This window comes from Pseudanabaena sp. CCNP1317 (assembly GCF_034931345.1).
Classification (GTDB): domain Bacteria; phylum Cyanobacteriota; class Cyanobacteriia; order Pseudanabaenales; family Pseudanabaenaceae; genus Pseudanabaena; species Pseudanabaena galeata.
This window is the reverse complement of record NZ_JAYGIF010000055.1, coordinates 37,276-63,066: the sequence shown is the minus strand read 5'-3', so window position 1 is coordinate 63,066 and position 25,791 is coordinate 37,276. Positions and strand designations below refer to the sequence as shown.

Below are 25,791 nucleotides of genomic sequence, written 5' to 3'. Positions count from 1 at the left end.
CTTGTCTTAAATATCTGACAACTAGCCCAAACTAAGGATGTCATGGATAGCGAAGAAATACTAATTGAATTTGTGGGAAATGGCGATCGCGCCAATGGTGAATCGATCAAATCGATCAGCACCACGAAAATTAAAGACAGCATTCAAAGACTTGCTAGCTTGGTGCAGCAACTCGCTACGGACAATGCGCCAAGTCATGCCAATGGGTTAGCACTAGATGAGGTCGAGATTTCGATCAAACTCACAGATACTGGCGAAGCCATTTTATTGGGTGATGGTCAAAGCAATGGAGCTATGACTTTGCGGTTTCGTCGTCCTCAAAAAGGATTAGCGATCGCCAATGTTGAGCCATCTACTCAATTACAATCACTCACTTCTAGCACTGGCGTTGACTATACTAAGTTAAGAGCTTTTCTATCTAATGGTAAATGGCAAGAAGCCAATCAAGAAACATGGAATGTGATGTGTCAGGCTGCACGTAAAAATATTGGTTCGGTGTTGACAGCCGAGGAGATTAAGCAAATTTCCTGTGATGACTTACAAATTATTGATAACCTGTGGCGGCAGTATAGTCAGGGTCGCTATGGATTCAGCGCTCAAAATCAGATCTATATGTCATCAATTCTGGGGTAAGTGTATGGACGCAATTAATTACAAATCCCAACCCGTAAAGTTTAGCCTCGAAGGGCTACAACGCTAAAGATTTGGGTAATTTGTATAGGTACTTAGCAACTTCACAATCAATTCACAAGGCAAATCATAAGGGGTTAGTGTCATGGATCAGGATAAGCAAAAGCAGATTACAGGCTACTTCATTGAGGAGGCTAAGGAACATCTCCAAACAATTGAATCAGGACTGCTCAATTTGCAATCACTGATGGGTAACTCTGAAGCGGTAAATGAAATATTCCGAGCAGCCCACTCAATTAAGGGTGGAGCTGCCATGCTAGGGTTTAGTAGCATTCAACATGTTGCCCATAACTTTGAAGACTATTTTAAAGTTATGCGAGAGAATACTAACTTTCAAGTCGATCAAGATTTACAGACGCTTTTTTTACAAGCTTTTGACAAATTACAAGAGCTTGTAGAACATTTGCAAAGCCCTTATGGTTTGACCAAAGATGCTGTAGATACAGTTATGGCTGGGTCTGATCAAATCTTTGCGAATCTCAAAAATCATCTGCAAAATTTAATTGCTGGTAATGACACCGAAGCCACAATGGTGGTGGCAGATCCTAAAATTGACATAAGGGGAATGCTGTCAGCATTTCAATCGGAAGTACCGCTCAAGTTGCGAAATATGCTGGAGTTGTTTAAGCAACCTGATAGTCCTCGCAGTCGTCAAAATTTAGCGGCTATTTGTATGCAGCTACAGCAAATCGGCGATCGCTTTGGGCTAGTACCTTGGTCGATGTTGATGGAATCGGTAAACATAGCCGTAACCAATCCCAACAATCAATTTCGCACCCTCGCACCGATTCTAATCAAAGAAATCAAGCAATCTCAGGAACAAGTTTTAGCACAGAAAGCGGATCAAATTAAAGCATCACCGCAGCTATTGCAATTGCTGCCCGCTAATGTCACCAGTAAGTCTTCACCACCTAAAACAGCTCCCTCACAAACTACCAAAGCGGCTAACATTGCCTCGGAAAATACTTCAGCCGATGAAGTGAGTAAAATTTTTGGTGCGGTGATCGAAGAAGATAAAGCGATGAAAGGTTGGCAAGTCTTTAGCGATTGCGTTGGGTGGCGACAAAATGGAACTTGGATTGCGTCTAATGCCAGTTCTACTCAAACCGCTCCTGAAGGACATTTCCCTACACCACTCTGGCTAGCATCATGGCATCAGTCTAAGGATTCTAAAGCCAAAGAATTTCAGGCTCAGTATGCTGCTCTCTTAGCGAAGATTGCTAGCTGTAATATTAATTAATCATCTTAATGAGAATGGGCGGCACTTTGCGCCGCCCATTCTCATAACAAAATTTTACCGTTTACTTTAAAGAGGGTTGCTTCTATGAGGAGTTTGTTTGCCACAATTTTGGCGATTAGTGCCAGTACATCAGCTTTGCCTGCGATCGCTAATTCCATTAACGATACAGTTACTAGTTCCAAATCAACGAACTTTCTAAGTACTATTGCTACTGGAAATATTCAGAATTCTGCATCTAGTCAATTTGCTCAACGTTCTCTAGATCTCGCTAAGCAGCTTCCCATAGATGTCATCGGATTAGTTGTGGTTGATCTGAATCCAGACTCATGGAATGTGGTGAGTAAATCTCAAACTGTCGATCCAATTTCTGCGCTTGATCAGTTATTGACCTTTTTCAGTCAATCCCCCCAAATTTCCATAGCCAAAGATGTCCAACCTTGGCTGGGTAAAGAAATGGCGATCGCCTTTTCGGCGAATACCGAAGACAAACTGGAATTAACTTTTACAGCATTATCTCCAGTTGCAGATGGACAGAAATTTGAGCTTTTTCTGAATAAGTTAAAAAGTCTCGATTTGCCAAAACCTACAGAAACTCTGTATCAAAATGTCAAGATTCTGGAATGGCAACTCGAAGAAGAATCTATTGGAGACAAGAAACCAGTTCTATCTCAGAAAAAACCAGCAATCACACTAAAATCTTTGTTAAGCAATAAACAAGATAATTCGCCTGATACAGATGCTCAAGAAGAAGATGCTGATTCTGAAGAAGAACCAATTGTACCTAGCGTTCCTGATTTCAGCTTAAAACGCTTGGCGATCACCAAGTTGCCCAGTGGAGTAGCCGTGATTTCTACCAATCGCCAAGCAATCCAGAAAATAATTGATACATCAGTTGAAACTTCTGAACTGAAGGTAGCACCTCTTGCTAATCATCCTTTGTTTTTGCGATCGTTAAATAATCCTCTGTGGAATCGATCTGTGATTGCAGGTTACGGTGATTTTAAAGAGTTGGGGCAAATTTCTGAGCTTGTGGCTGTGGATCTACCTGAGACTTCGGAAATTCCAGGATTTAGTCGAGCAGAATATATTCAAGGCTTAAAATACACGTTGGGGCAGTACAGCAGTTTTGATCTGTTTACATGGATAACGCCCAAAGGTATTCGTAGTCAGAGTAATAGTTATTTCTCAGAAGTGCGATCGCCTTTACCCAAAGACACCAAAACTCGCGATCGACTCCTGTCTTATCTGCCCTCCAATCTCTATGGAGCAATCACCAGCCGTAATCTCAATCGTCAATGGCAATGGTTTGTAGAAGAGTCAAAAATGCTACCTTCCTACAAAATTTTTGTCGAAGGACTACGAATGCTTACTCCTTTGATTGCTGGTTCTGGATTAGATCTCGACATTGAGAAAGATATTATCTCTTGGATGGATGGAGAATACGCAGTTGTTGTGTTTCCAAGCGAACACTCTCCTTTTAAAGAGATTGGTGTTGATTTGACCATAGGAGCATTAATTCGTACATCCAATCCTGAAGCGGCTAATGCAACTCTTGCCAAATTAGCCAAATTTTTTACTGGATTTACGGAGATGGATGAAAATATTCTCCAATTGAAAAAGCGTCAGGTGGGTACAACTCTACTAACCAGCTTTGAGTTTCCTGATAATCGAGTAGCTGGTAAAACTCAAAGCATTTTTGCCTATGGCTGGCGCGATCGCCAGACCTTAATGCTAACCTTGGGTGCAAATACTGCATCAGCTTTTATTCCCATCCCCAAGCCTGCTTTGGCTGAATCAGAGATGTTTCGCGATGCGATCGCTGATATGCCCCAACCAAACTTTGGCTATTTTTATCTCAATGCTAATGCGATCGCCAAACAAGTCGCGACTTTGGGATTCCTCTTGTTCGCACCTAATTCTGATATTCCACCCAGTCAAGACAAGTCATCGCAACCAGTGCTACCCACCGAGATCCAAAAGGCAATTGATCGACTTGGGGGTGCAGTTTTTGTCTATTCCGAAACTAGCGATCGCTTTCAGTCTGATTTCTTCCTTGGATTAAATCCATCGTATAAGTAATGGCGGCGCGAGCGCCGCCATTACTGTTTGTTTTTTTGAAACACTGTATCCTGAGAATTTATAACTGTTTTACTATGGGAATCATATATGATTCCCATAGCAATGATGGTTTAACAAATGTCTGATATGTCAACTCAACTGCAAAAATTAGTAATTGCCAGCGGAAATGCGGGCAAAATAGAAGAATTTCGTGCTTATTTAGCAGACCTAGGCGTAACACTGATTCTCAAACCTGACAGTATTGATGTCGAAGAAACAGGTACAACTTTTATTGAGAACGCTCATCTCAAAGCTTCTCAAGTGGCGATCGCGACAGGCGAATGGGCGATCGCCGATGACTCTGGACTAGAAGTAATGGCTCTTAATGGCGCTCCAGGGGTACTTTCAGCTAGGTATGCTGACACAGATAGCGATCGCATTAATCGAGTTTTATCTGAACTTAGTCAACACTCTAATCGTGAAGCTCAATTTGTTTGCGCGATCGCGATCGCCTCGCCCGATGGTGCGATCGCGGCGGATGCAATAGGTCATTGCAAAGGGGCGATCGCCAATGCTCCCCGTGGTAATCATGGATTTGGATATGATCCAATTTTCTTAATACCAGAGTTTCAGCAGACCTTTGGCGAAATTCCACCAGAAGTTAAAGCCAAAATAAGCCATCGAGCCAATGCGCTCTCCATCCTTCGCTCCAAATTACAAAATTTCGTGAATCAGTAAATTTTTACAGCCATTGCTGATCAAACTAGGATATTTTTTGAAAGTTTTGCTTTGCAAAACTTTCAAAAAATATCCTAGTTTGGGTTTAAGCGCAAAGCGCTTTAAAATCTATTCGAGAAACGTCATAGGCTGAGCCACATTATTTCTGGTAATAACGTCAATTAGTTCCTGTTTAACTTCTTCCGCTTGTTCGTTATTAATCTGACAAGTACCCGCATTAGCATGTCCACCACCTTCATACCTCAACATCAACTCACCAATATTGATCGAACAGGTACGATTGAGAACTGACTTACCAACTGCAAAAACACAATTCTGTTTTTGTCTTCCCCACATCTGATGAATAGAAATATTGCAATCAGGGTATAGAGCGTATACCATAAAACGATTTCCAGCATAGATCGTTTCTTCATTCTGCAAGTTCACTATAACTAATTTGTCATAGACTTCTGCACAGTGCTGAATCTGCCTCTTAAATATCTCCTGCTGCACAAAATAAAGTTCTACCCTTTCTTTAACATTTGGAAGTTCCATAATTTGCTCAATGGACATGACCCGACAGCCTTCTACCAATTCCATCATTAAGGCATAGTTAGAAATCGTAAACTCACGAAATCTCCCCAAACCTGTCCGCGAATCCATCAAAAAGCTCAACAATACCCATCCCTGAGGATGGAGAATGTCATCTATATCAAACTGTGCTGAATCACATTTGTCCACTGCTTGCATCATTGCTTGCGAGATCTGGGGAAACTTTAATTTGCCACCATAGTAGTTATAAACAACTCTTGCCGCCGATGGAGCTTCACCTTCAATAATATGATTTTCAGGGGTATCATAAATTCGCATCGTTTCACTTGTATGGTGATCAAAGACTAAATATGCACCTTCTATGTATGGCAAGTTAGTCAAAATATCGCGATCGCACACCTCGACTTTTCCATCTTGGACATCTTTCGGATGGACGAATAGAATCTCATCGATCATATCAAGTTCTTTAAGCAATACCGCACTAACGACACCGTCGAAGTCACTACGGGTAATTAATCGATATTTTTTGGTTGCGGCTGACATAAGTTGAGACCTTTGATAATCTTACAAATATTATGATTCTGTCCATAACTATAGCAACGCTTGAGTTAGTTAGAGCAAATCAAAAACCAAAATAGTAATGGCGGCGCTTAGCGCCGCCATTACTATTTTGGGCAAGTAAAACTTGCATCGCTATATAGCGCTTTGCGTTGTATAGCAATGCAAGTTTTGCTTAGGACAAATTAAAGCCCAAATAGTGTGAGGTAGCGCAAAGCGTCACCTCACACTATTTGGGCTTTAATTTGTCCTGATACAGGTGGCTTCTAAAAATAACGTGAGTTCGATATAGCCATTTGCGTCGAACTGACGTTAAAAATAACGTCAGTTCGACGAAAGCAAAAAATGGTAAGAATCGCTAAGCGATTCTTACCATTTTTTGCCATTTGCGGCGTGCGAAGCACGCCGCAAATGGCTATATCAACTCACGTTAAAAATAGACATAAAAACTAAAAGACTAGCGGTGCGGAGCAAAGAACCACACTGCTAATCCTTTCACAATGAAGGATTAGACACAATTACTTGGAAATCTAAACACTTAAAGTTGCGCCTCAGAGAGGCGCAACTTTAAGTGTTTGACTAATTTAGTTGCCATCTTAAGAAGAGATTTTTTGTTGCATAAATTGAGATACTTTATCAAACTCAAGCTCTAACTTCTGAAGTATCATATCTAAAGTTTCAACCTTCCTAGGATGACTAATCGATTTGCAAAGATTGCTTAATTCTTTACAAATTGCAACGAGCCTATCGGCTCCTAATGTACCGCATCCGCCTCTAAGTGAATGATTTTCAAAACTGATTGCGGCAAAATCTAGTTGGTTTAAGGCTTTTCGCATTCTGGCGATCGATGCTCCTGATTCTGTTAAGTAGGAGTTAATAATTTCAGTAAGAGCCTGCTTGCTTATACATTTTTCTAACATATTTAGAGTTGACACATTAATTACAGCAAGCCCAGCAATAGAAGTGGCTAATTGTAAGTCAGTATTAAATGTAATAACAGGTTGCTCAACATCACTAAATTTTACCTTTGATGAATCAAGTAATTTATCTGTTAATGTTTCTAGGTTTCGAGCTGGCATCTCAGCTTTAGTTTGATCATACTGAGTTGTACTTGATTGCAAATCGCCTGAAATTCCTTGTAGAACTGACATTAAATTTTCAATTTGGAGAGGTTTGGTAAGATAATCATTCATTCCCGCCGATAGAGCCTTATCACGAGATTCTCGAAAAGCATTTGCTGAAAGCCCAATTACCCAAGGGTTGCACCTTGACTTCCGTCGAATATGCTGACAAGCCATCAACCCATCCATGATTGGCATTTGTATATCCATAAAAACTAAATCATAGGATTGTCTTTCAAATGCATTAACTGCCTCCAAACCATTTGCTACTGCATCTGCTTTATAACCAAGTCGTTCTAGCATTAATAAAAGAATTTGTTGATTTACCATATTATCTTCAACAATTAAGATTTGAAAAGGATAGAGACTAGCAAAATTACTATTTATATAGGAAGCATTAATGGGATTTATTGATTGAAGGGAGTCTGTTAAAAATAAGTTTAAAAATACTTGATAAAGCTTTGATATTGTGATTGGCTTCGTTAAATATCCAGCAACACGAATAGAACTAGGAATATCAATAGCTGTAAATGAAGTCAGCAGAATAATTGGTAAAGATGGGAAAAGATCTTGAATATTGCTAGCTAAATCTAAGCCATCAATTAATTGATCTATTGATCGGAGATGACGATCAATTAAAATAGCATCATATTTTGATGAGCTTAAGTACTGTAATGCTTCCACTTCAGAGAAAGCAGGTTGTCCGAGCATACCCCATGATTGAATATAAACCCGAATTATTTGTTGAATTGTGGCATTGCTATTGACGATCAACACTTTTTTTTGATTTAGTTCTGGGGCGATCGCTAAAGTTTCTACAGCGATCGCTTGAGTGCGGATAAAAAAGCTAAAAGTTGTCCCCTGTCCTACTTTGCTGTCAACTTGAATTTCACCTCCCATAAGTTTACAAAGTTGTTTACTAATTGCTAAACCTAAGCCAGTACCACCATATTGCCTTGTAATTGAATTATCTGCTTGGCTAAAAGGCTTAAACAATCGCTTGATCGACTCTGGATCAATACCAATACCAGTATCATGTACGGCAAAATTCAGTTGATGGGTATTGGAGTCTGGCTCGATCAAAGTCGAACTCACCATAATCGAGACTTCCCCATTTTCTGTAAATTTGATCGCATTACCAATTAGATTTACTAAAATCTGTCTTAAAAAAGTAGAGTCACTAATAATCCGTTGCGGTACATCTACTTCAATTAAAGCCGAAATCTCCAGAGATTTCGCAGCGGCATGAGATGACATCAGATCGAGGATCTCTTCAACACAGGTTCTTAAATCAAAGGGGTGTTCTTCTAGTTCGATAGTACCCGATTCAATTTGAGAGAAGTCCAGAATCTTATTAATCACAGATAGCAGTACTTCACCACCTTGACGAATTCCTGAAACAAATTGGTGTTGCTGAGGGGAGAGAGGTGTATTGATTAATAATCCAGCCATCCCAATTACGGCATTCATGGGTGTGCGGATCTCGTGGCTCATTGCCGCAAGGAATTCACTCTTAGCTTTGTTAGAAGCTTCGGCGACCTTAGCAGCAGCTAGTTTCGCGTCATTTTGTTTTTTTTCGGTGATATCCTCCACACTCACGACAAACTGCACAGGATGTTTATCAATATCTCGAATTAAGCTGATACGACTAATTGCATCAACTATTGCACCATTTTTACGGATGTATTGTTTTTCTAGAACTGTACTTTCCGTTTCTCCTACCAATAGTTTGTTTAGATGGGCTAAGGTTAATTCGATATAATTAGGGTGAGTGGTATCAATAAATGAAATTTGAAGTAATTCTTCAGAAGAATAGCCATAGGTCTTACAAATATCCTTATTAACGGTTAAAAATTTTCCTTCTAGACTAAGTGTCGCCATCCCCATTGGCGCATTATCAAAAGACACCTTTAGCAATTGCTCATTCTGTCTTAATTCGTTAGTCCGCTTTTGTACTTTGTCTTCTAAAGAAGAGTTGAGATTTTGTAGATTTTGGTAGAGTTCTGCTTGTTGAATAGCGATCGCTAACTGTACTGATAATTGCTGAAGTAGTCGTAAATCTACATCTTCCCAACTACGTGTAGTGGAACATTGATGAACAATTAATAGTCCCCACAAATGAGATGAAGAATTACTAGCATCAATATCAAAATACTGTGTGGTTTCTGGTAAAAGAATGGGAACTACTAAATTCGCTTTTACTTGAAAGCTCTCTAGTAGTTGAATATGGCAATCAGTTAAGTTGGCTTGATAAATATCATTAGCAGCAAAAATTTTACCCTTTCGGTATGCACAGCCCAAGTTATCGCGAAAACAAGTGTCAAGTATATTGGCATGAAGACTTGGCTCCCAAGGAGGATCAACAGCTTCAGCGACTATTGTTCCATTCATATTTGGATTAAATTTATAAATCACCGTGCGATCAGCCTTGATAAAATCTTTGACATCCAGCACGATCGCTTTATAAATTTGAGCAAGTTCCAACGAGCTTCTAACATGTAAAGAAATTTCAGAGATTAAAGCTTCTTGTTGTTGCGATCGCTGAAGTTTAAGAAACAAAGTAAACCGATCCAGCAGTCTATGCATAGCTCGACGCAGCGATATGGCACTTATCTCATCCTTGAGCAAGTAGTCGGCAGCCCCCAGTTTAATCGCATTGGCTGCGGCAATACCATCTTCATATCTAGCCAGCATAATTACTGGTAGTTTGGGATCAACAATTCCTGAGCTGATAATCTCTAAAAGATCGATTCCATTACCGTCCAGCAAATTAAAATCCAGTAATATGATGTCTGGATTGTGCGATCGCCAAAGAGATAGAGCCTCTTTAATATTGTCAGATTCTGAAATCTGATAGTTAGTGGTAACGTCAGACTGAATATAATGGCGATAAATAGAGCGATCTTGTTCACTAGTATCTACAATCAAAACCTTGACTTGAGTAGGGGATGATTGCGAATTATTTAATGAGATCGGGCTATTTATAGAATTGAACATTTAATCTTTATAAAAACATCCTAACAGCGAATTATAAGAAAATAAGTAGCTCTCCATAATTAAAACCTAAAACCAGAAGCTGTCCCACACTCTTCGCGGGCGGGGCAGCTTTCTAGATTTTTAGTTTACTTATGTCTAGTTACTTCAATCACTAAACTTTTTTCTCAATGTATATAGAGTTTTTCAAGCAAGCGAGGCACAAAATTTTGTTTCCCCGCCTTCGGCGGGGAAACAAAACCGTACTTCACCAGACCGATAAACGCTATAGGAATCCTATTTCAGAGGTATAGGATTCCTATAGCAGGGACATATGACCATACTTCACTGGGATGGGAAACGCTACATACAAGGTTGTAAGCCCTATGATGACTTGATGTTATCAAGTATACCCGTTGTGTTTTGCTTAATGCTAAAACGCAAAATGGCTGCTGCATTTTGCGTCTGTAAAACCCTTGCTGGGCTTAGCAAAAAAGGAGATGGTGCGCTTTGCACGCCATCTGCTAAGCCCAGTCGTCTTGTCCTTCGTCCCTTGCCATATAGACCTTGCCGATCGCATGGATCTGTCGGGTTTTGACAAATAATTCTTCCTCAGTTAACTGCCAATTATGGAGAACTTTGAGTAAATCAGCCTGAATATCTCGCGCTCCTACAAATCCTTTATAGCGAATGCTCAAACGAGCTAACTCGGCATAATTGCGATTACTTGGCGTAGTTTGCGCCAATAGTTCATTTACGATTTGACGATCTTTAGTGTACTGAGGATGTCTCTGATCTTTTACTTCTGCCATAAAAACTCATAATATAAACGGCGCAAAGCGCCGTTTATATTATTGCCTCAAAATAACTACTTCGTTACCAGTGACAGGGGTACGTGCAATCAGATGATTTTCGGCATCAGCCACGAATAATTTCTTGAAATTCAGCGACTGAGAACGATTTTGTAAATCTGTCACCAATTGCGTTTGCTGACTTGGCTCTAGCTTGTACCATTCGTCATTGAGCGCCACAACTAATCGTCCACGCTTAAAGTCAGTCTGTACCGAACCAAACAAAGATTCGCCATACTGCTTGGCTACTTCAGAAACTTGAGTTTGGATTTTGGCGATCGCAATTTGCTCAGATGTTAGCGGAGCGTCACCACGTTCTGGTTTTACTAAATCTTTATTGACAGATGGTGGTTGCTTCTTAGCAATAGTGCTAACTGGTTTGTTAAGCGGTGCTGGGGTATCTGCGACCTTCTTAACATTTTGACTGAGAGCATGGGATGGCTTAAGAATGATCAACAGGGAAAACAAAGTGACCAAAGCCACCGTACCAGCCCGCTTATCCAGAATGCGTTTAACCTCATCGGAGAGGGGAACTTGTACCGCTATCCCACTAATGGATCGCCAAATGGGTGCTGTTGCAGTTACAGTCTTTTTCCAAGCATCGTTTTCTTGGAGCTTTTCCCAAGAATTGACCAAAGAAGGGGTTGCTGCCGCTTTAGTCGAAACTTTTTGCCAAATATTTGTGGCGATCGGATCAAGTTTGTCTACAGAAATTTGTAAAAACGACAAAACTTTTGGTGTGACTTGCTCTTTGACAAATTTCCAAGCAATGCCAAACTCTTGCTTAACTTGGGCTACTAGTGGGGAATCCACCTCAGTTGATGCATTAAGTAAGCCTGCCGCTTCACCTGTCGCATCTAAAGTACTTTCTCCTTCGAGACTTTGTTGAAGTTTCGTTAGGGCAACGATTAAAGTAGCGATCGCCTTAGATGAAAGTACTTTCCCTATCTCTAAAGCCTTGTTGAGGGTAGGGTTGCTAGAAAGCTTTTCTGTGCTGGTTGTGGCAGATGCGTCTTCGCCTTCCTTTGCCATCAAATCTGACTTGGTGAGCTTTGTTTGTAGGTTACGCAATGCAGGCAACAAACTCTTAACAAGTTTAAGTAGTAGCGCTTGCAACTGCGGCTGCACTTTTGTCCAAGTCTGCCCAACTTGCTTAGAAACGCCCTCAATTACTTCTTTAGTTTTGTTTTCTGTCATAACTGACTCCTGTCACAATTCACACGGTTGTCATGAAAAGTATCACAAATTATGCTGTGAGATTAACATATCTTGAGCCATTTCTTAGTATCACAGTGCGTTACGTTGAAGACAAACCCAATATTTTTGTTAAAAGTGCTTCTCTGCAACAGTTCCAAGAAAATTATTGTGGTTTGTTTAATAGCAAAGTATTGTCAGTAATTATGAAGAGATCTCCATATGAAACCGATTTTAGCTTTTATAGCAACTTCGGCGCAGGAAACACCAAAATCATTTTTTTGAAAGCCCTCCGTTGGTGGGCTTTCAAAAAAAACAACTTTTATAATCAGAATTATTGATCTGCGTTCCTATACATACATAATTGCTATAGTTAGTTAAGCTTAATTACTCAGTTATTATTCTTTTCTTAACCATCCGTTTTTACTAAATACAAACTTCACTTAAATATCATGCGTATTCTCGCTCTAGCTTGGGAATTTCCACCACGCATAATTGGAGGAATTTCTCGCCACGTAGCTGAGCTATATCCTGAAATTGTTAAACGCGGTCATGAGGTGCATTTAATCACTGTCGCTGTCGAAAATGAGCCATTAGAAGCGATCTTTGATGGCATTCATGTATACCGTATTCCCGTTGGAGTTAATAACGACTTCTTTCAATGGGTTGGGCAGATGAATAGAAATATGCTGAACTTTGCGAGAGAGTTTTTGGCATTTAATTCTATGGATTTACTCCATGCCCATGACTGGTTGGTTGAAGAAACAGCGATCGCCATTACTAACGAATTTCAGATTCCGCTAGTTACCACGATCCATGCTACAGAATATGGACGATGTAATGGGATTCACAATGACACCCAAAGATATATTCACCATAGGGAAATTCTTTTAACTCAGGCTTCCCAGCGAGTAATCGTCTGTTCTGAGTATATGCGCGGCGAACTACAGCGAGCGTTCGATTGTCCTGTCGAAAAAACTGATGTGGTTTATAACGGGCTAAGTGTTGAGCGTTGGCAAAATATCACTGCGGAATATCAGTATGATTTGGCAGACCTGAGATCGCGATATGCCAAGCCAGAGGAAGCAATTATCTACTTTGTAGGACGGATTACCTATGAAAAAGGAATTTACATCCTGCTTAATGCTATGCCCAAGATAATCGCGGCAATGAATGATCAAGTGCGCCTAGTGATTATTGGTACAGGCGACGCTTATTCGATTTTGCTGCAACGTCAAGCTTGGGATCTGGGGATCTATCACAAAGTGTTATTTACTGGCTTTATGGCCGACAGCGATTTTTGGAAATTTCAGAAAGTCGCCAATTGTGCGGTGTTTCCTAGCTTGTATGAGCCATTTGGGATTGTCGCCCTTGAGAGTTTCGCTGCCAAAATTCCGCTTGTAGTGTCTGATACGGGCGGATTACCAGAAGTAGTCCGTCATAAAATCACGGGGCTAGTAACTCGCGTTAATGATGCTGATTCCTTGGCTGACGGAATCATCGAGGTTTTACAAAATCCTGAATATGCACAAACGTTAGTCCATAATGCCCAATCAGAACTAAGAGAGCGCTTTGCTTGGGAAAAACTCGCCGAACAAACTGAAGCAGTTTTTTTCAAAGTTAAAGAAAATTAAATCGTAACTCTTAGAAATTAAACAACAACAGAAATAGCTTGCAAATTCAACCCTGAACTTTTAATTTGTGGTGAATTGCGTAGTGCTGGGGAAGAAGGCAAAAAGGCCAGAACTACAGTCAAGAGCGTGATTGCTACCATGCTACCAATAAAAAATTTTGCAAACCATAGTTCATTAACGTCATGGTTAGAGTTCAGATTGGGAGAAGACATAATAATCCTAGTGTTTTTAGTTGAAGAACTTATAGAAGGCGATTTTTAAGGCTACCTGAATCATTACTATGAGAAATGTAATTACAGAATTACAGACTCTCTAATGCATAAAAGGAGTTCCCCAATATCTCCAGTTTTCCTTATTAAATGGCGATCGCCATTTCTCGATCAAGATCCGTTCTAGCTGTTGTCGAGGGCGTGTGGCTGAAGGTGCATCCCACCAAAAGGTCATGACAACTTGTGTCGGGAGATTGTGGGTGGTATGCAGTTCACGGTAGTTAAGGAGATACCGTTTGCAGTCATGCATTCCTTTCCATCGCTTATGAGAACGGCATGTCTCACCTACATACAGTAGCACGGGTAATTGTGTTTCACAGGTGAGATCGATCACAAAGTATATGCAAGTGTCGTCACTGTCACGACTGGGCAACCGATAGAATTCCGCAGGTTGAATTGGTAAGGCAAAGGGATTAATCTTATGGGGATCGCAATGACTAGACGGCATATCAAACAGAGCAGTTTGATATGCGGGGATCATTGTGGTGATGGAGTTCTGATACTTGGCGATCGCCTGTTTCCAGCCTTGTAATGACTGACTTCCCATTTCATAATTCGCGCTACTGTCATAGACTCGCGAAGTACGCTGAATCCCTTCACTAAAGAGCGATCCCTGTTTATACTCAGAGGATTTATTCTCATCTTTGCTGTTGTATTGAGTGGGGCGATCGCTCATAGTGATTGTTATAATTGTGAATCTTGCTTTATACAGCACAGTTCACAATTATAGTTAGCCGCTTTGCCAGAAACTTTACCACCACCTATTTTATCTGGACAACCACTGACAGCCCTTGCGCCAATGCAAGATGTAACCGATCTAGCTTTCATGCAAATGCTAAGCGCCTATGGCTGTCCTGATTATTATGTGACAGAATACTTTCGAGTCTATGCTAATTCCAATATCGATAAGAAAATTCTTAGGTCAATTACCCTCAATACAACAGGAAGACCTGTATTTGCTCAATTAATTGGCGAAAGTATTCCTGACATATTGCGAATTGCTAACCAGCTTACGAAATATCCGATCGCGGGAATCGATTTAAATTTGGGCTGTCCTGCGCCGCGTGTCTATCGCAAGAATGTTGGTGGTGGATTATTGCGCGAACCTGAAACCATCGAGAGAATTTTTGAGGCTATGCGATCGCAAATTTCGGGGCTTTTCACCGTGAAAATGCGCGTGGGGTTTGACTCAACTGATAATTTTGAAAAACTTTTAAATTTAATTAATCAATACCAAATTGATCTCCTGAGCTTACATGGTCGCACCGTCAAGGAGTTATATCGAGGCGAAGTGCATTATGACTTAATCCGTCAAGCCGTACAAACCGTGAATTGCCCTGTACTAGCTAATGGCAATATTACTTCCTACCTCAAAGCCGAACAGGTTCTCCAAGAGACAGGTGCAGCAGGTGTAATGATTGGGCGATCGGCGATTCGCAATCCTTGGATTTTTCAACAAATACGCGATCGCTTTGTTGGAAAAACCGTCCAAGTGATTACCCTTGCGGATGTGCATAAATATATTCAGCATTTATTTACAATTACTTGCCAAGACACACTCAGAGAAAAATCCCATGTGAATAGTTTGAAGAAGTTCTTGAATTTTATTGGCACTGGCATCGATCCCGAAGGCAAATTTTTAGCAGGAATGCGCTTGGTGCAGTCAAAGCAAGAACTTTTTGAATTATGCGATCGCCATTTATTAACAAATCCTGAACAACCCTTTGCGATCGAGCCATACGAAAATCTTGTAGCGCGTCCTAGCTGTGAGTCCTGCGAATAAAGTTGCGGCGCTATGCGCCGCAACTTTATTGTTTAAAAAAGCTCAAAGCCCTGTAACTATTTAAAAATTATTAACACTATATTATGTAGTTTTGTATACTGATAGATTAATGGGATATAAAAAACGGTAATTACCAGCGTGAGTCAGCATCCTCTTGAGCAGCTAAATCGCTACGATGCCAAAGCCAATGCCGCATATTACGGTCGTCGTCCTTGGTTAGCGATTAGTCGGATTTTTAAAATAATTTATTTTGCAATCAGTTTTGGGCTAGCTTTTGGCTGGGATGTCTTGACTGGTAACACAGTGAGCCAACCTAAACTCGCCGAGCAGTTACGACGCATTATTACAGCCCTTGGTCCTACCTATATCAAGGTGGGGCAAGCACTATCAACACGTCCCGATTTAGTACGGATAGACTTTTTAGAAGAACTAACCAAACTTCAAGACCAATTGCCACCATTTTCTAACGAGCAAGCTTTTGCCATCATTGAGTCAGAGCTAGGTAAACCTGTTAACATGGTCTATCGCAATATTTCTGAAGATCCAGTTGCTGCGGCAAGTTTAGGTCAGGTATATAAGGCGACCTTGTTTTCAGGAGAAGAAGTGGCGGTAAAGGTACAACGCCCCACCCTAATCCCGATACTAACGCTCGATCTTTACCTGATGCGTTGGATTGCTGGGTGGCTAGGGCCACTATTGCCTCTTAATTTAGGCAATAGTCTACAAGCGATCGTTGATGAGTTCGGTTTGAAATTATTTGAAGAAATTGACTATGCCCATGAAGCAACCAATGCTGAGCGCTTCGCTGGTTACTTCAAAAATGATCCTGATGTTAAAGTTCCCTCTATCTATCGTCAATGCAGTACCCATCGTGTTCTCACCTTGGAATGGATTAATGGCATCAAGCTTAATGAGATCGAACAAATTAAATCAGCAGGCTTGAATACCGACAATCTCGTGAGAATTGGTGTCATGTCTGGTTTACGCCAACTTCTTGAATTTGGCTTTTTCCACGCCGATCCTCACCCAGGAAATCTTTTTGCCACCTACGATGGCAAAATGGCCTATATCGATTTTGGGATGATGGATCAATTGGATTTGCAAACTAAAGAGCAGTTAGTTGATTCGGTCGTTCACCTACTGAATAAGGACTACGATGAGCTAGGGCAGGACTATGTGAGACTTGGTTTCTTGCAGCCAGACATCGAGATGAAGCCAATTGTTAATGCGCTGGAATCAGTATTGGGCGATATCATGTCTGAGAAAGTGAAGGACTTCAACTTTAAAGTTGTCACCGATCGCTTCTCGAAGGTGATGTATGACTATCCCTTCTGTTTACCCGCTAAATTTGCGCTGATTATTCGCTCTGTGATTACTCAAGAAGGTGTGGCTCTAAGTCTCAATCCAGAATTTCGGATCGTGCAGGTTGCCTACCCTTACGTAGCAAGACGTTTGCTCACCGATGAGTCTGATAGTCTGCGTCAACGACTACTGGAAATTCTCTTTAAGGACGATAAATTCCAATGGTCAAGGTTAGAGAATTTATTGGCGATCGCTAAATCTGATGGTCAGTTTGACATCATTCCTACTGCAAGCATGGGCTTTAAGTTCTTAGCCTCCAAAGATGGCGAATATATCCGCCGCCGCATATTGCTAGCTCTCACCGAGGACAATCGTTTGCACACTGAGGAGTTAATGCGAATCTGGCAAATGATCGGTGCTGACTTAGAACCTGCGAAGTTATGGAATATGGCAGTTAAAACTTTGACTGGAGCAATGCCCAAGGCGATCGCTGCTGCTCTCCCCTTCGCTGTTTTTCAAAATTGATTTCATAATTAATTATCTAAGCAATCCTCAAAAAGGGTTTGTTAAGTGGGGCTAAGCCCCACTTAACAAACCCTTTTTAAACAATTTATGTTATGTATAGCAATGTAAGAGATAGCTCGGACAAAAATCAAAACCCAAAAGATGAGTGGCGGCGCGAAGCGCCGCCACTCATCTTTTGGGTTTAATGTGCTAAGCAAAACTTACATTGCTATAGAACAAGAATTGTTCTGGTCTTGCCATATCCTATTCAAAGAGGGCTTGGAGACCAAGCCCCTACCCATCTAGAAAATGTAGGGGCTTGGTTTCCAAACCCAAGTCTCTGTTTCTTTGCTTTACAGTCAAATTTGCGATGAACTTAGAGATAATACCTACAGCGAATAATATTAGCTTGATTGAAGTTACGGCAGATTTGGCTAAATCTGAGCGAATTGATCGCTTTTTAGCAAATCAACTCACTAACTTATCCCGATCGCGGATTCAAACATTAATTGAGGAGGGCTATGTCACCGTTAATAATTCTCTGTGTAATAACAAAAAGGATTTAATTAAAGCAGGCGATCGCATTCAGTTAATTACTCCAGCATCAACACCTCTTGATTTAGTCGCGCAAGAAATTCCTTTAGATATCCTCTATGAAGATGAGCATTTAATTGTAATTAACAAACCTGCGGGGTTAGTAGTGCATCCTGCGGCGGGACATAGTGATGGAACCTTAGTTAATGCACTTTTAGCGCATTGCAAAGAACTTTCAGGAATAAATGGAACTCAACGTCCTGGCATCGTACATCGTTTAGACAAGGATACTAGTGGCGCAATGGTAGTAGCCAAAAGCGATCGCACTCATCAAGATTTACAAACACAAATCCAAGCAAAAACAGCCCGACGCGAGTATTTAGGAATTGTGCGTGGAGTTCCCAAAAGTGAATCGGGAGTGATTGATGCAGCGATCGCCAGACACCATAGCGATCGCAAAAAAATGGCAGTAATGGAAAATGGACGCAGAGCCGTTACCCACTGGCAAATCAAGGAACGTTTAGGAAATTACACACTCGTTAAATTTGATCTGGAAACAGGACGCACCCATCAAATTCGTGTCCATGCCGCACATATGGGCTGGGCGATCGCATGCGATCCTGTCTATGGAAGCCCTAACAAGGAGGTTTTGCAATATCTTACAGGGCAAGCCCTCCATGCATGGAAGCTGACTTTTACCCATCCAGTTTCAGGCGAATTAATTGAAAATATTGCGCCTTTACCTGAAGGATTTGAGAAGTTATTAGTACTTTTACGTCGTCGAAGCTAGGATGTCGAGCTTGGATCAACACCTTAGAGAGTTAGTGCTAACTGATATATTTGGCGGCGCGGTAAGTCGGCAAGTTCTGCTAATTGACGGCTTGCATCTGATCGCGACATACCTGCATCAATCAAATTTTGTAACTCTTTTAAAATTACATCCTCAGTCCATACAGGCTTTTCACTAGGTTCTGCTCCTTCTAAAACTAGGGTAAACTCTCCCTTCGGTGAGTGCATCCTAAAATAGGTGATCGCATCTTCAATGGAGCCACGCCAGAATTCTTCATGGAGTTTCGTTAATTCTCTAGCAACTGAGATACGCCTTTCTCTTCCCAAACTTTCTGCTAAATCTTCCAATGTGCGTAATAAACGATGCGGTGCTTCATAGAGAATCATCGTTCTTGTTTCCAGTCGCAAAATCTCTAAGCGATCGCGTCGCTCCTTTTTATCAGTTGGTAAAAATCCATCAAATCCAAAATGCTGAGTGGCAAAACCCGAAGCTGTTAAGGCAGCAATACCAGCAGTAACAACAGGAATCGGGACAACTCTAATTCCCGCAGCAATAGAACCTTGCACCAGTTCCACACCTGGATCGGAAATTGCAGGCATTCCCGCATCTGTAACCAAGGCGATCGCCATACCTTGTAATAACTTTTCAACTAGCTCAGGTACGCGCTTAAAAGCATTATGCTCGTGATAGCTGGTTTGCGGTGTATCAATTCCAAAATGATGTAATAGCTTACCTGTATGTCGCGTATCCTCAGCCGCGATTAAATCTACTTGTTTGAGAGTAGCGATCGCCCTGAAAGTCATATCCTCCAAATTACCGATCGGCGTTCCCACCAAATAGAGAATCCCTGAAACTTCCATTAATTAATATCCATATACAGCATTTTAGGATTAATCCAAAACCCAATATTTTTGTTAAAAGTGTTAACCTGCAACACTTTTAACAAAAATATTGGGTTTTCATTTAGGACAAAGCACTGTAGTTAGCGCCACTGTTTATTTTCTAAATCACGCATCTGACGCTCTAGGCGATCAATCCGTCCACGCAATTCATCCATTTCATTTTGACGTGGTACACCCAAATCTTGCATCACATTACGGATTTGTCGCTGAATTAATGATTCTAGATTTCCTTGCTCTGACTTAAGGCGATCGGCAATATCATTAAAAATCTCAGAAGCCTGCTCAGGATCGATTTTGCCATCTTTGACCCAATCTTCACTAGCTTCTTTTATTTTTTCTAGCACAATCGAAGTCGTACCGACACCAAGCATAAGTAACTGCTTAAGCAAATTATTGGTATCCATAAATATCTGTGATCCTCAAAAGCGATCTATCACTCCATCATACTAAACAAAAGCAGGGCAATTCATGAATTGCCCTTGCTACTCCCTTGCCACCCAAGAATTAGTAGGGCGGCGCGAAGCACTCCACTACCACAATTCTTGGATAGCAAAGGGTATACTTTAAACTGATTTAAATTTAAAAAACTTTCAGGTAAGTTGATTTATGATCCGTGCTGTAATCGAGACTGCTAAGGGAACTATGCGTGCTGAGTTTGACGACCAACATGCCCCGATCACTGTCAAAAATTTCGTAGACCTAGCCAAACATGGTTTTTATGATGGGCTAACTTTTCACCGTGTTGAGCCAGGATTTGTGATCCAAGGTGGCGATCCTCTTGGCAATGGTACTGGTGGATCAGGCGATCGCATCAAGCTGGAAATCTGGGCAGAAGGTGATAGCGAAGCGACTATTGGCGGTATCTTAACTGGTGGCAAAAAACCTTTGATTAAGCACAACAAAGCAGGTGTTTTTTCAATGGCTCGCACTAATGACCCCAATAGTGCTACCAGTCAATTTTTTATCACTCTTGGTGATGCATCATTTTTAGACGGTCAATATGCAGCTTTTGGCTATACAAACGATACCGAAGTTGCTCAAGCAATCCGTCGTGGTGACAAAATTCTTTCAATCAAAATTGAAGAATAAACAAATTTGGATTTCAAAAAAGCAAGGGTGTAAAGCACCCTTGCTTTTTTATTCTTAACTGATATTGCGCGGAGACAGAAAAAGGGCTTGGAGACCAAGCCCCTACTATTCAAAAAATGTAGGGGCTTGGTCGCCAAGCCCTTTTTCCTTTTTCAATAGGAAAATGTAGGGGCTTGGTCTCCAAGCCCTTTTTCAATAAGATATTGAAAGATAAGAACAATCCTTGTTCTGCGTAATATGAGTGCTTAAGAAGAAACTAAACTTTGGATCACTGATTGTAAATCAGCAAGAATTTGCGAAGAGTTATTACCATTTGACATAACTCCCAAATCTTGAACCGCAGCCTCTAACTGTGGACGTAACGTATCCACAATGTCCTGCACAGGACGTAAAAGCTGCTCTTGAGCGCTAATTTGCCCTAACAACTCAGCCACAACTCTGATGCGATCTTGTTGTTGAGATTCCGCAGTACGAATTGCCTGCTCTTGTTGCTGATGTTCCTGATTTTGCTTTCCTAGCACCTCTTGTTGCTGCTGTGTATAGTTTCTCACCGCCTCAATCTGGCTTTCCATTTTCCGCAGTTCTTGTTCTTGACGATTCTTTTGCGCTTCAATTTGGGCTAACAAAGGCAATAAACTTTGGACGGGACTCGACTCAACCACAATTCCTTTACGGCGATCCAAAACTGCCTTTTGCTGATTTAGCACCGACAGACGCTCTTGCATACTGCGTCTCATTCCTGAAACACTCTCTTCTAGAAGCTTATATTGTTCCTCAGCAAATTCTTTATTGCTTTCTAGCTCAATTCGAGCAAACTGATCGGCTGTTTCTACCTGACTTTGCAAATCAGCAATTTCGCCCTCTAACCCAGCTAACTCATCCTCTTGAGCACTGACATAATTTACTAACTTATCAAAATCTGCTTGAAGAGCTTTAATCGTAGACTCTAGCTCTTCAATGGGCATTGACTGCAAGCGGCTTTCTTCTTCTGGGCTAAGCACCTCCATACTGCCTGGTCCACCAAAGGTTTCGATCGCATTAGATGTTTGCTCATAGAGATCAATTTGAGCATCAAGCTGCACCCTAGACATAGCCATATTATTTTCTTGCAACTTGAGGATGCCACGCTGAGCTTTAAGCTCCGCCTGAGCATCAGCAAGAGCAACTTGGGTCTGCTGCCATTGGGTTTTACGGGTATTCAGTTCTTCCGTTGATTTATTCAGAATTCCTTTTTGTTTTTCAGCTTCACTTTTCAGTCCATCTAAATTTTGCCAAAATCCTGTAAGAACCTCTTGGCGCTGGTTGATTAGATTCATGGCGCTAAGAATTCTGTCTCTCAGAGAGTCAGGGTTGGTAAAACTTGTAGATAGCTGACTAATTAACGTTTTGATATGCTCAGCTTGATCGACAGTTAGAGATGCTGCTTTAGCTTCAAACTGACCACGTTCCGCTTCAATATTTTTGCGTAATTGCTCAATTTCATTACGCTCTTTGGCAAATTTGGATTCTAACTCCTCAATTTCTTGCTTTCTTGCCTCAAGATGTTCTAGCTCTAGTTCCTTTTGTTCTAATTCTTGCTCACGACGGTGTAACTCTTGGCTTTGAAAATTAAGGGACTGTTTCCACTGTTCGACTTCTTCTTCAGCAGATTTATATTTGTCTTGCGATCGCGAAAAAGCCTGCAAGATATTAACAATTTTTTTAGAGGCATCTTGGATACTTTGTACTTGATTACTGCCCGTCACCTCAGCAATGATCATTTGCCCATCTTTAAAATCTTTCGCCTGACTCGAATCTTGAATTGGTAAAACTTGCTCGTTAGTGATCGGTTGCCAAACATTTTCACCCGTATTACGTGCTAGTAGTCGGACTGACGAGTTACCACCTAATCCAAAAGCTGCTTGAGTTTTTTGAAGTTCCGCTAAGTACTGCACGCTGAATATACTCCTATTTTGCTGATGCTGACTTTCAGATTGACATGACGAAGGAGCAAAAACCCGTCACAAACAATACAAAATAGCCTAAATTCTAGTCTCATACTACCTAATTGCACAAACATTTTGGCAGTATATTTTTTAAGACCAATGGAAATTTTTTTGTAAAAAGTCTATTGCCTAATGTTTTTTGGGTCAAGCGCATCGCGTAAACTATCACCCAGAAGGTTAAATGATAGCACCGTCAATACGATCGCTATGGCAGGAACCCATACTAGCCAAGGCTGTAGAATTACAACCGAGGCATTTGTAGAAACAGACAGCATATTGCCCCATGATGGATCGGGAGGCTGGATACCCAGTCCCACAAGACTCAAGACTGCTTCTACGACAATAAATCGGGGGATATCGAGGGTTGCCGAGATGATAATAAATGTGATGGTTTGTGGTAAGACATGTTTGACAATAATCCTTAATGGACTTGCTCCTGATGCGCGAGCTGCCAAAACAAAAGTCTGTTCTTTGATAGACAGTACCTGTCCTCGGATAATTCTTGCTAGTCCTGCCCATGATACAAATGAAATGATCGCAATGATTAACGCGAATCGCTCAGTATTACTGATTTGTGGTGGCAAAATTGCAGCTAATGCTACTAACAAATAAATTGAAGGGACTGACATCAGAACTTCAACAAAGCGCATTAAAACTACATCAAGCCAACCACCAATATAACCAGAAATACCTCCGACGAGACAGCCTACTGTATAGGAAATAATTGTACCAATAAAGCCGATTAGGAGACTAATCCTGCCGCCGTAAAGTAAGCGGGTCAACTGATCCCGTCCTTGCTCATCTGTTCCTAGTAGGTTTAGCTGAGCGCTGCTTGAGGTAGTAAACAAATGCCCTCCACTAAAAAGTTGAATTTGTGATGGTTTGGTATAGTCAACCACTAGGGCGCGATCGCCTGTTTCCATATCAACTTTGCCTTGAGTCGTCGGATAGACATGAGCGCCTATATATTGGCCCTGTTGATCGCGCCAATGAATTTGGGTGGGTGGTAGTAATGCACCATCTTTAGCTTGTTCGTTAACTCCATAGGGAGTTACAAAGTTAGCAAATAGAGCCAACCCGTAGAAAATCGTTAAAATTGTAAGCCCAATCCAAGCAAGAGGATTGGCTTTGAGTCTTTTCCACCAAGTCATTAGGAGCCTTTAAGTGCTTTAAAGAAATTTTTGCGGTAGTTGCCATTCATAGCGAATAGAACTGGCCAGAGCAATGCTAGCCCAATCTGATTACCTGAAAAGTCGGTACGGCGAAACCCCAGCAAAAATTTCACTACCCCAAATACATAGGCAATTAGTAGCAAAATTCCAATTAGTTGTGGCATATATCAATTTCCCTTGACTAATTATCTAATTTAACACCAAAAAGTTACAGCGCTTCGCGCCCAACCCAAACAAGAGATTTTTGGAAAGCGTTGCAAAGCAACGCTTTCCAAAAATCTCTTGTGACATCTTCATTTTACCTATCACAATCAAAAACTCCAGACCATTTTGCCCATAGCTGATCACCAAATAGTAATCCTCTAGTCAGTAGTTCCTGATTTTGCTGTTCTATATTTCCGATTTCGCCCAAATAAGCCGAGGCGATCGCCCCTGACTGGAGAGTAACTTGCGGTTGATTGCTTAAGGGATGTTTTCGGGCGCGTTCGGTGACAATCTGCCAACAGTGAGGAGTGCTAAGGAAATAATACAAACTACTAGCGATCGCTTGAGATAAGCCTCTATTTAAAATGTGGGAAGTAATTATACTTGCACCTTGCTCGACAAACTTTTGAGCAAGCTGTAATTGCCTTAAGCAATTGTCTTGGTCTGCGGGATCGCGGCTTAGCGATTTTCTGGTAGTGAAGTCATGACAAATCTGGCTAATAAATGATCGAGGGTGCAGATCATCTCGACAGGCTAAAGCGATCGCATAGGCCAGCACTAATTCCTGAATATCAGCATTGCTCAGGGATTGTAAGGCTAATATCCGCGATCGCACTTCCTGTAAGTCTTGATGCCAATATGCCCCAATGATGATTATCACTATAGTTAGATCAATGTCGTTGGCTATTTCTAGATTGTTCAAGGAGTCATTAACAACTAATTTGGTCAAAGACTCTAAGCGATCGGCATAATTTGGCGGTGTAGTTAATAAAATGCTTGTCCAAATTGTGCGAAATCGACTTTTCAAAGATTTCTGTATTAGCAACATGAACTCCAATATAGCAATCCTAGATGAGTTGTGAGAGTGCGCCCTTCGGGGCGCACTCTCACAACTCTCCAAATCTTACAACTCATTTAACGTCAGTTCGACGAAAGAGAAAAATGGTAGGAATCGCTTAGCGATTCTTACCATTTTTCGCCATTTGCGTCGTGCGAAGCACGACGCAAATGGCTATATCGAAAGCAATGCAATAGATAGCTAGAACAAATCAAACCCCAAATAAATGGAGGTGGCGCGAAGCGCCACCTCCATTTATTTGGGGTTTATCGCTTAAATTGCACTAACGCATCCTACGAATTAATACTGCGATATCAGATAAAGAAGGGTAGCGATCGCCAGTAGCAGCAGTGAAATATAAATGATTACCCGCCCCCATACCGCAACAAACAAACATAGTAAATCCCAAAAAGTTACTCTGGCTGTCCCATTCCATGCAGGACGAAGGCGGGCTATTTCGGCTTTTTCATAGGAATGGATCTGAGCAGTTGTTAAAATTTTGTAATGCAATCTTCCAAATGGATGGAGAAGTTTGAATTGTTGATAGCGATGATGAGCAGTTTTCCAGCGATTGCGTAAGTTTTTTGCTTTACCAACGTACAACACAATCCATAAAGCTGTGATGTAATACACTCCAGCGTCTTGGGGTAATTCCTTTAACTTTGCAACAGGTTTAGATGGTAACCAAAAAATACGAAGCCATTCAGTCATAGGTAATTTATTATCCTAGAGAGCTTATTCCCAGATATTTGATTACTTTTGTGCCATCAGCATGATAATTAAGCCATAATCAAACTGTTTTGCTTGAATAATCTAAATCATCCTTGTTAG

The 25,791-nt window shown here is 41.1% G+C and carries 22 protein-coding genes; 9 read left to right on the top strand and 13 right to left on the bottom strand.

Annotated features, from left to right (window positions below; genetic code table 11):
• Positions 1 to 42 precede the first annotated feature (42 nt).
• The 4 genes from VB775_RS10525 to rdgB all read left to right on the top strand — a co-directional run bounded on the left by VB775_RS10525 (position 43) and on the right by rdgB (position 4,726).
• Entirely contained in the window at positions 43 to 633 is a 591-nt protein-coding gene (locus VB775_RS10525) for a GUN4 domain-containing protein (RefSeq protein WP_281005491.1), read from the top strand.
• 142 nt (positions 634 to 775) lie between these two features.
• Positions 776 to 1,930: an Hpt domain-containing protein gene (locus tag VB775_RS10520; RefSeq protein WP_281005490.1), complete on the top strand. Its 1,155-nt coding sequence runs from the start codon at positions 776 to 778 to the stop codon at positions 1,928 to 1,930.
• An 84-nt stretch (positions 1,931 to 2,014) separates the two neighbouring features.
• Positions 2,015 to 4,009 carry a DUF3352 domain-containing protein gene (locus tag VB775_RS10515; RefSeq protein ID WP_281005489.1) on the top strand — a complete coding sequence of 665 codons (1,995 nt, stop codon included), beginning with the start codon at positions 2,015 to 2,017 and terminating at the stop codon, positions 4,007 to 4,009.
• Positions 4,010 to 4,126: 117 nt separating this feature from the next.
• Entirely contained in the window at positions 4,127 to 4,726 is a 600-nt protein-coding gene (gene rdgB / locus VB775_RS10510) for an RdgB/HAM1 family non-canonical purine NTP pyrophosphatase (RefSeq protein WP_281005488.1), read from the top strand.
• A 108-nt stretch (positions 4,727 to 4,834) separates the two neighbouring features.
• On the opposite strand, the gene VB775_RS10505 is transcribed toward rdgB, so the two are convergent.
• The 4 genes from VB775_RS10505 to VB775_RS10490 form a co-directional block, all read right to left on the bottom strand.
• The gene (locus tag VB775_RS10505) at positions 4,835 to 5,800 is read right to left on the bottom strand and encodes an exopolyphosphatase (protein WP_281005487.1); all 966 of its coding nucleotides are present in this window, start codon (positions 5,798 to 5,800) and stop codon (positions 4,835 to 4,837) included.
• Positions 5,801 to 6,411: 611 nt separating this feature from the next.
• The gene (locus VB775_RS10500) at positions 6,412 to 9,933 is read right to left on the bottom strand and encodes a response regulator (protein ID WP_281005486.1); all 3,522 of its coding nucleotides are present in this window, start codon (positions 9,931 to 9,933) and stop codon (positions 6,412 to 6,414) included.
• 500 nt (positions 9,934 to 10,433) lie between these two features.
• A complete protein-coding gene (locus tag VB775_RS10495; RefSeq protein WP_281005485.1) occupies positions 10,434 to 10,721 on the bottom strand; it encodes a DUF3288 family protein in 288 nt (95 codons plus the stop codon).
• A 39-nt stretch (positions 10,722 to 10,760) separates the two neighbouring features.
• Positions 10,761 to 11,957: a hypothetical protein gene (locus tag VB775_RS10490; protein WP_281005484.1), complete on the bottom strand. Its 1,197-nt coding sequence runs from the start codon at positions 11,955 to 11,957 to the stop codon at positions 10,761 to 10,763.
• A gap of 449 nt (positions 11,958 to 12,406) precedes the next feature.
• Between VB775_RS10490 and VB775_RS10485 the strand changes: the two genes are divergently transcribed.
• Positions 12,407 to 13,588: a glycosyltransferase family 4 protein gene (locus VB775_RS10485; protein WP_281005483.1), complete on the top strand. Its 1,182-nt coding sequence runs from the start codon at positions 12,407 to 12,409 to the stop codon at positions 13,586 to 13,588.
• Positions 13,589 to 13,605: 17 nt separating this feature from the next.
• Here VB775_RS10485 and VB775_RS10480 read toward each other — a convergent pair whose 3' ends face one another.
• Together VB775_RS10480 and VB775_RS10475 are read right to left on the bottom strand one after the other, a co-directional pair.
• Positions 13,606 to 13,800, bottom strand: coding sequence for a hypothetical protein (locus tag VB775_RS10480; RefSeq protein WP_281005482.1), 195 nt, complete (start codon positions 13,798 to 13,800; stop codon positions 13,606 to 13,608).
• 100 nt (positions 13,801 to 13,900) lie between these two features.
• Positions 13,901 to 14,533, bottom strand: coding sequence for a GIY-YIG nuclease family protein (locus tag VB775_RS10475; RefSeq protein WP_281005481.1), 633 nt, complete (start codon positions 14,531 to 14,533; stop codon positions 13,901 to 13,903).
• Between the two features lie 123 nt (positions 14,534 to 14,656).
• Here VB775_RS10475 and VB775_RS10470 point away from each other — a divergent pair, with 123 nt between their 5' ends.
• From VB775_RS10470 to VB775_RS10460, 3 genes are all read left to right on the top strand, one after another.
• Positions 14,657 to 15,640: a tRNA dihydrouridine synthase gene (locus tag VB775_RS10470; protein WP_407072987.1), complete on the top strand. Its 984-nt coding sequence runs from the start codon at positions 14,657 to 14,659 to the stop codon at positions 15,638 to 15,640.
• A 138-nt stretch (positions 15,641 to 15,778) separates the two neighbouring features.
• Complete coding sequence (locus VB775_RS10465) at positions 15,779 to 17,467, top strand: ABC1 kinase family protein (protein ID WP_281005479.1); 1,689 nt, start codon at positions 15,779 to 15,781, stop codon at positions 17,465 to 17,467.
• 349 nt (positions 17,468 to 17,816) lie between these two features.
• Positions 17,817 to 18,770: an RluA family pseudouridine synthase gene (locus tag VB775_RS10460; protein WP_281005478.1), complete on the top strand. Its 954-nt coding sequence runs from the start codon at positions 17,817 to 17,819 to the stop codon at positions 18,768 to 18,770.
• A 23-nt stretch (positions 18,771 to 18,793) separates the two neighbouring features.
• On the opposite strand, the gene rsmI is transcribed toward VB775_RS10460, so the two are convergent.
• A complete protein-coding gene (rsmI, locus tag VB775_RS10455) occupies positions 18,794 to 19,630 on the bottom strand; it encodes a 16S rRNA (cytidine(1402)-2'-O)-methyltransferase (protein WP_281005477.1) in 837 nt (278 codons plus the stop codon).
• A gap of 122 nt (positions 19,631 to 19,752) precedes the next feature.
• A complete protein-coding gene (locus VB775_RS10450) occupies positions 19,753 to 20,076 on the bottom strand; it encodes a phasin family protein (protein ID WP_281005476.1) in 324 nt (107 codons plus the stop codon).
• 202 nt (positions 20,077 to 20,278) lie between these two features.
• On the opposite strand from VB775_RS10450, the gene VB775_RS10445 reads away from it, so the two are divergent.
• On the top strand, positions 20,279 to 20,761 hold the full coding sequence (locus VB775_RS10445) for a peptidylprolyl isomerase (protein ID WP_281005475.1): 483 nt from the start codon (positions 20,279 to 20,281) through the stop codon (positions 20,759 to 20,761).
• Between the two features lie 245 nt (positions 20,762 to 21,006).
• Here the strand turns inward: VB775_RS10445 and hmpF are convergent, their stop codons facing one another.
• The 5 genes from hmpF to VB775_RS10420 form a co-directional block, all read right to left on the bottom strand.
• Positions 21,007 to 22,695 (bottom strand): pilus motility taxis protein HmpF, encoded by a 1,689-nt coding sequence (gene hmpF, locus VB775_RS10440; protein WP_281005474.1) that lies wholly within the window; start codon positions 22,693 to 22,695, stop codon positions 21,007 to 21,009.
• A 173-nt stretch (positions 22,696 to 22,868) separates the two neighbouring features.
• Complete coding sequence (locus VB775_RS10435; RefSeq protein ID WP_281005473.1) at positions 22,869 to 23,897, bottom strand: ABC transporter permease; 1,029 nt, start codon at positions 23,895 to 23,897, stop codon at positions 22,869 to 22,871.
• A complete protein-coding gene (locus VB775_RS10430; protein WP_281005472.1) occupies positions 23,897 to 24,082 on the bottom strand; it encodes a hypothetical protein in 186 nt (61 codons plus the stop codon). Before VB775_RS10430 ends, VB775_RS10435 begins: the two co-directional genes overlap by 1 nt.
• A 134-nt stretch (positions 24,083 to 24,216) precedes the next feature.
• Positions 24,217 to 24,930: a hypothetical protein gene (locus tag VB775_RS10425; protein ID WP_281005471.1), complete on the bottom strand. Its 714-nt coding sequence runs from the start codon at positions 24,928 to 24,930 to the stop codon at positions 24,217 to 24,219.
• A gap of 330 nt (positions 24,931 to 25,260) precedes the next feature.
• The gene (locus VB775_RS10420; protein WP_281005470.1) at positions 25,261 to 25,671 is read right to left on the bottom strand and encodes a GIY-YIG nuclease family protein; all 411 of its coding nucleotides are present in this window, start codon (positions 25,669 to 25,671) and stop codon (positions 25,261 to 25,263) included.
• Positions 25,672 to 25,791: the final 120 nt, after the last annotated feature.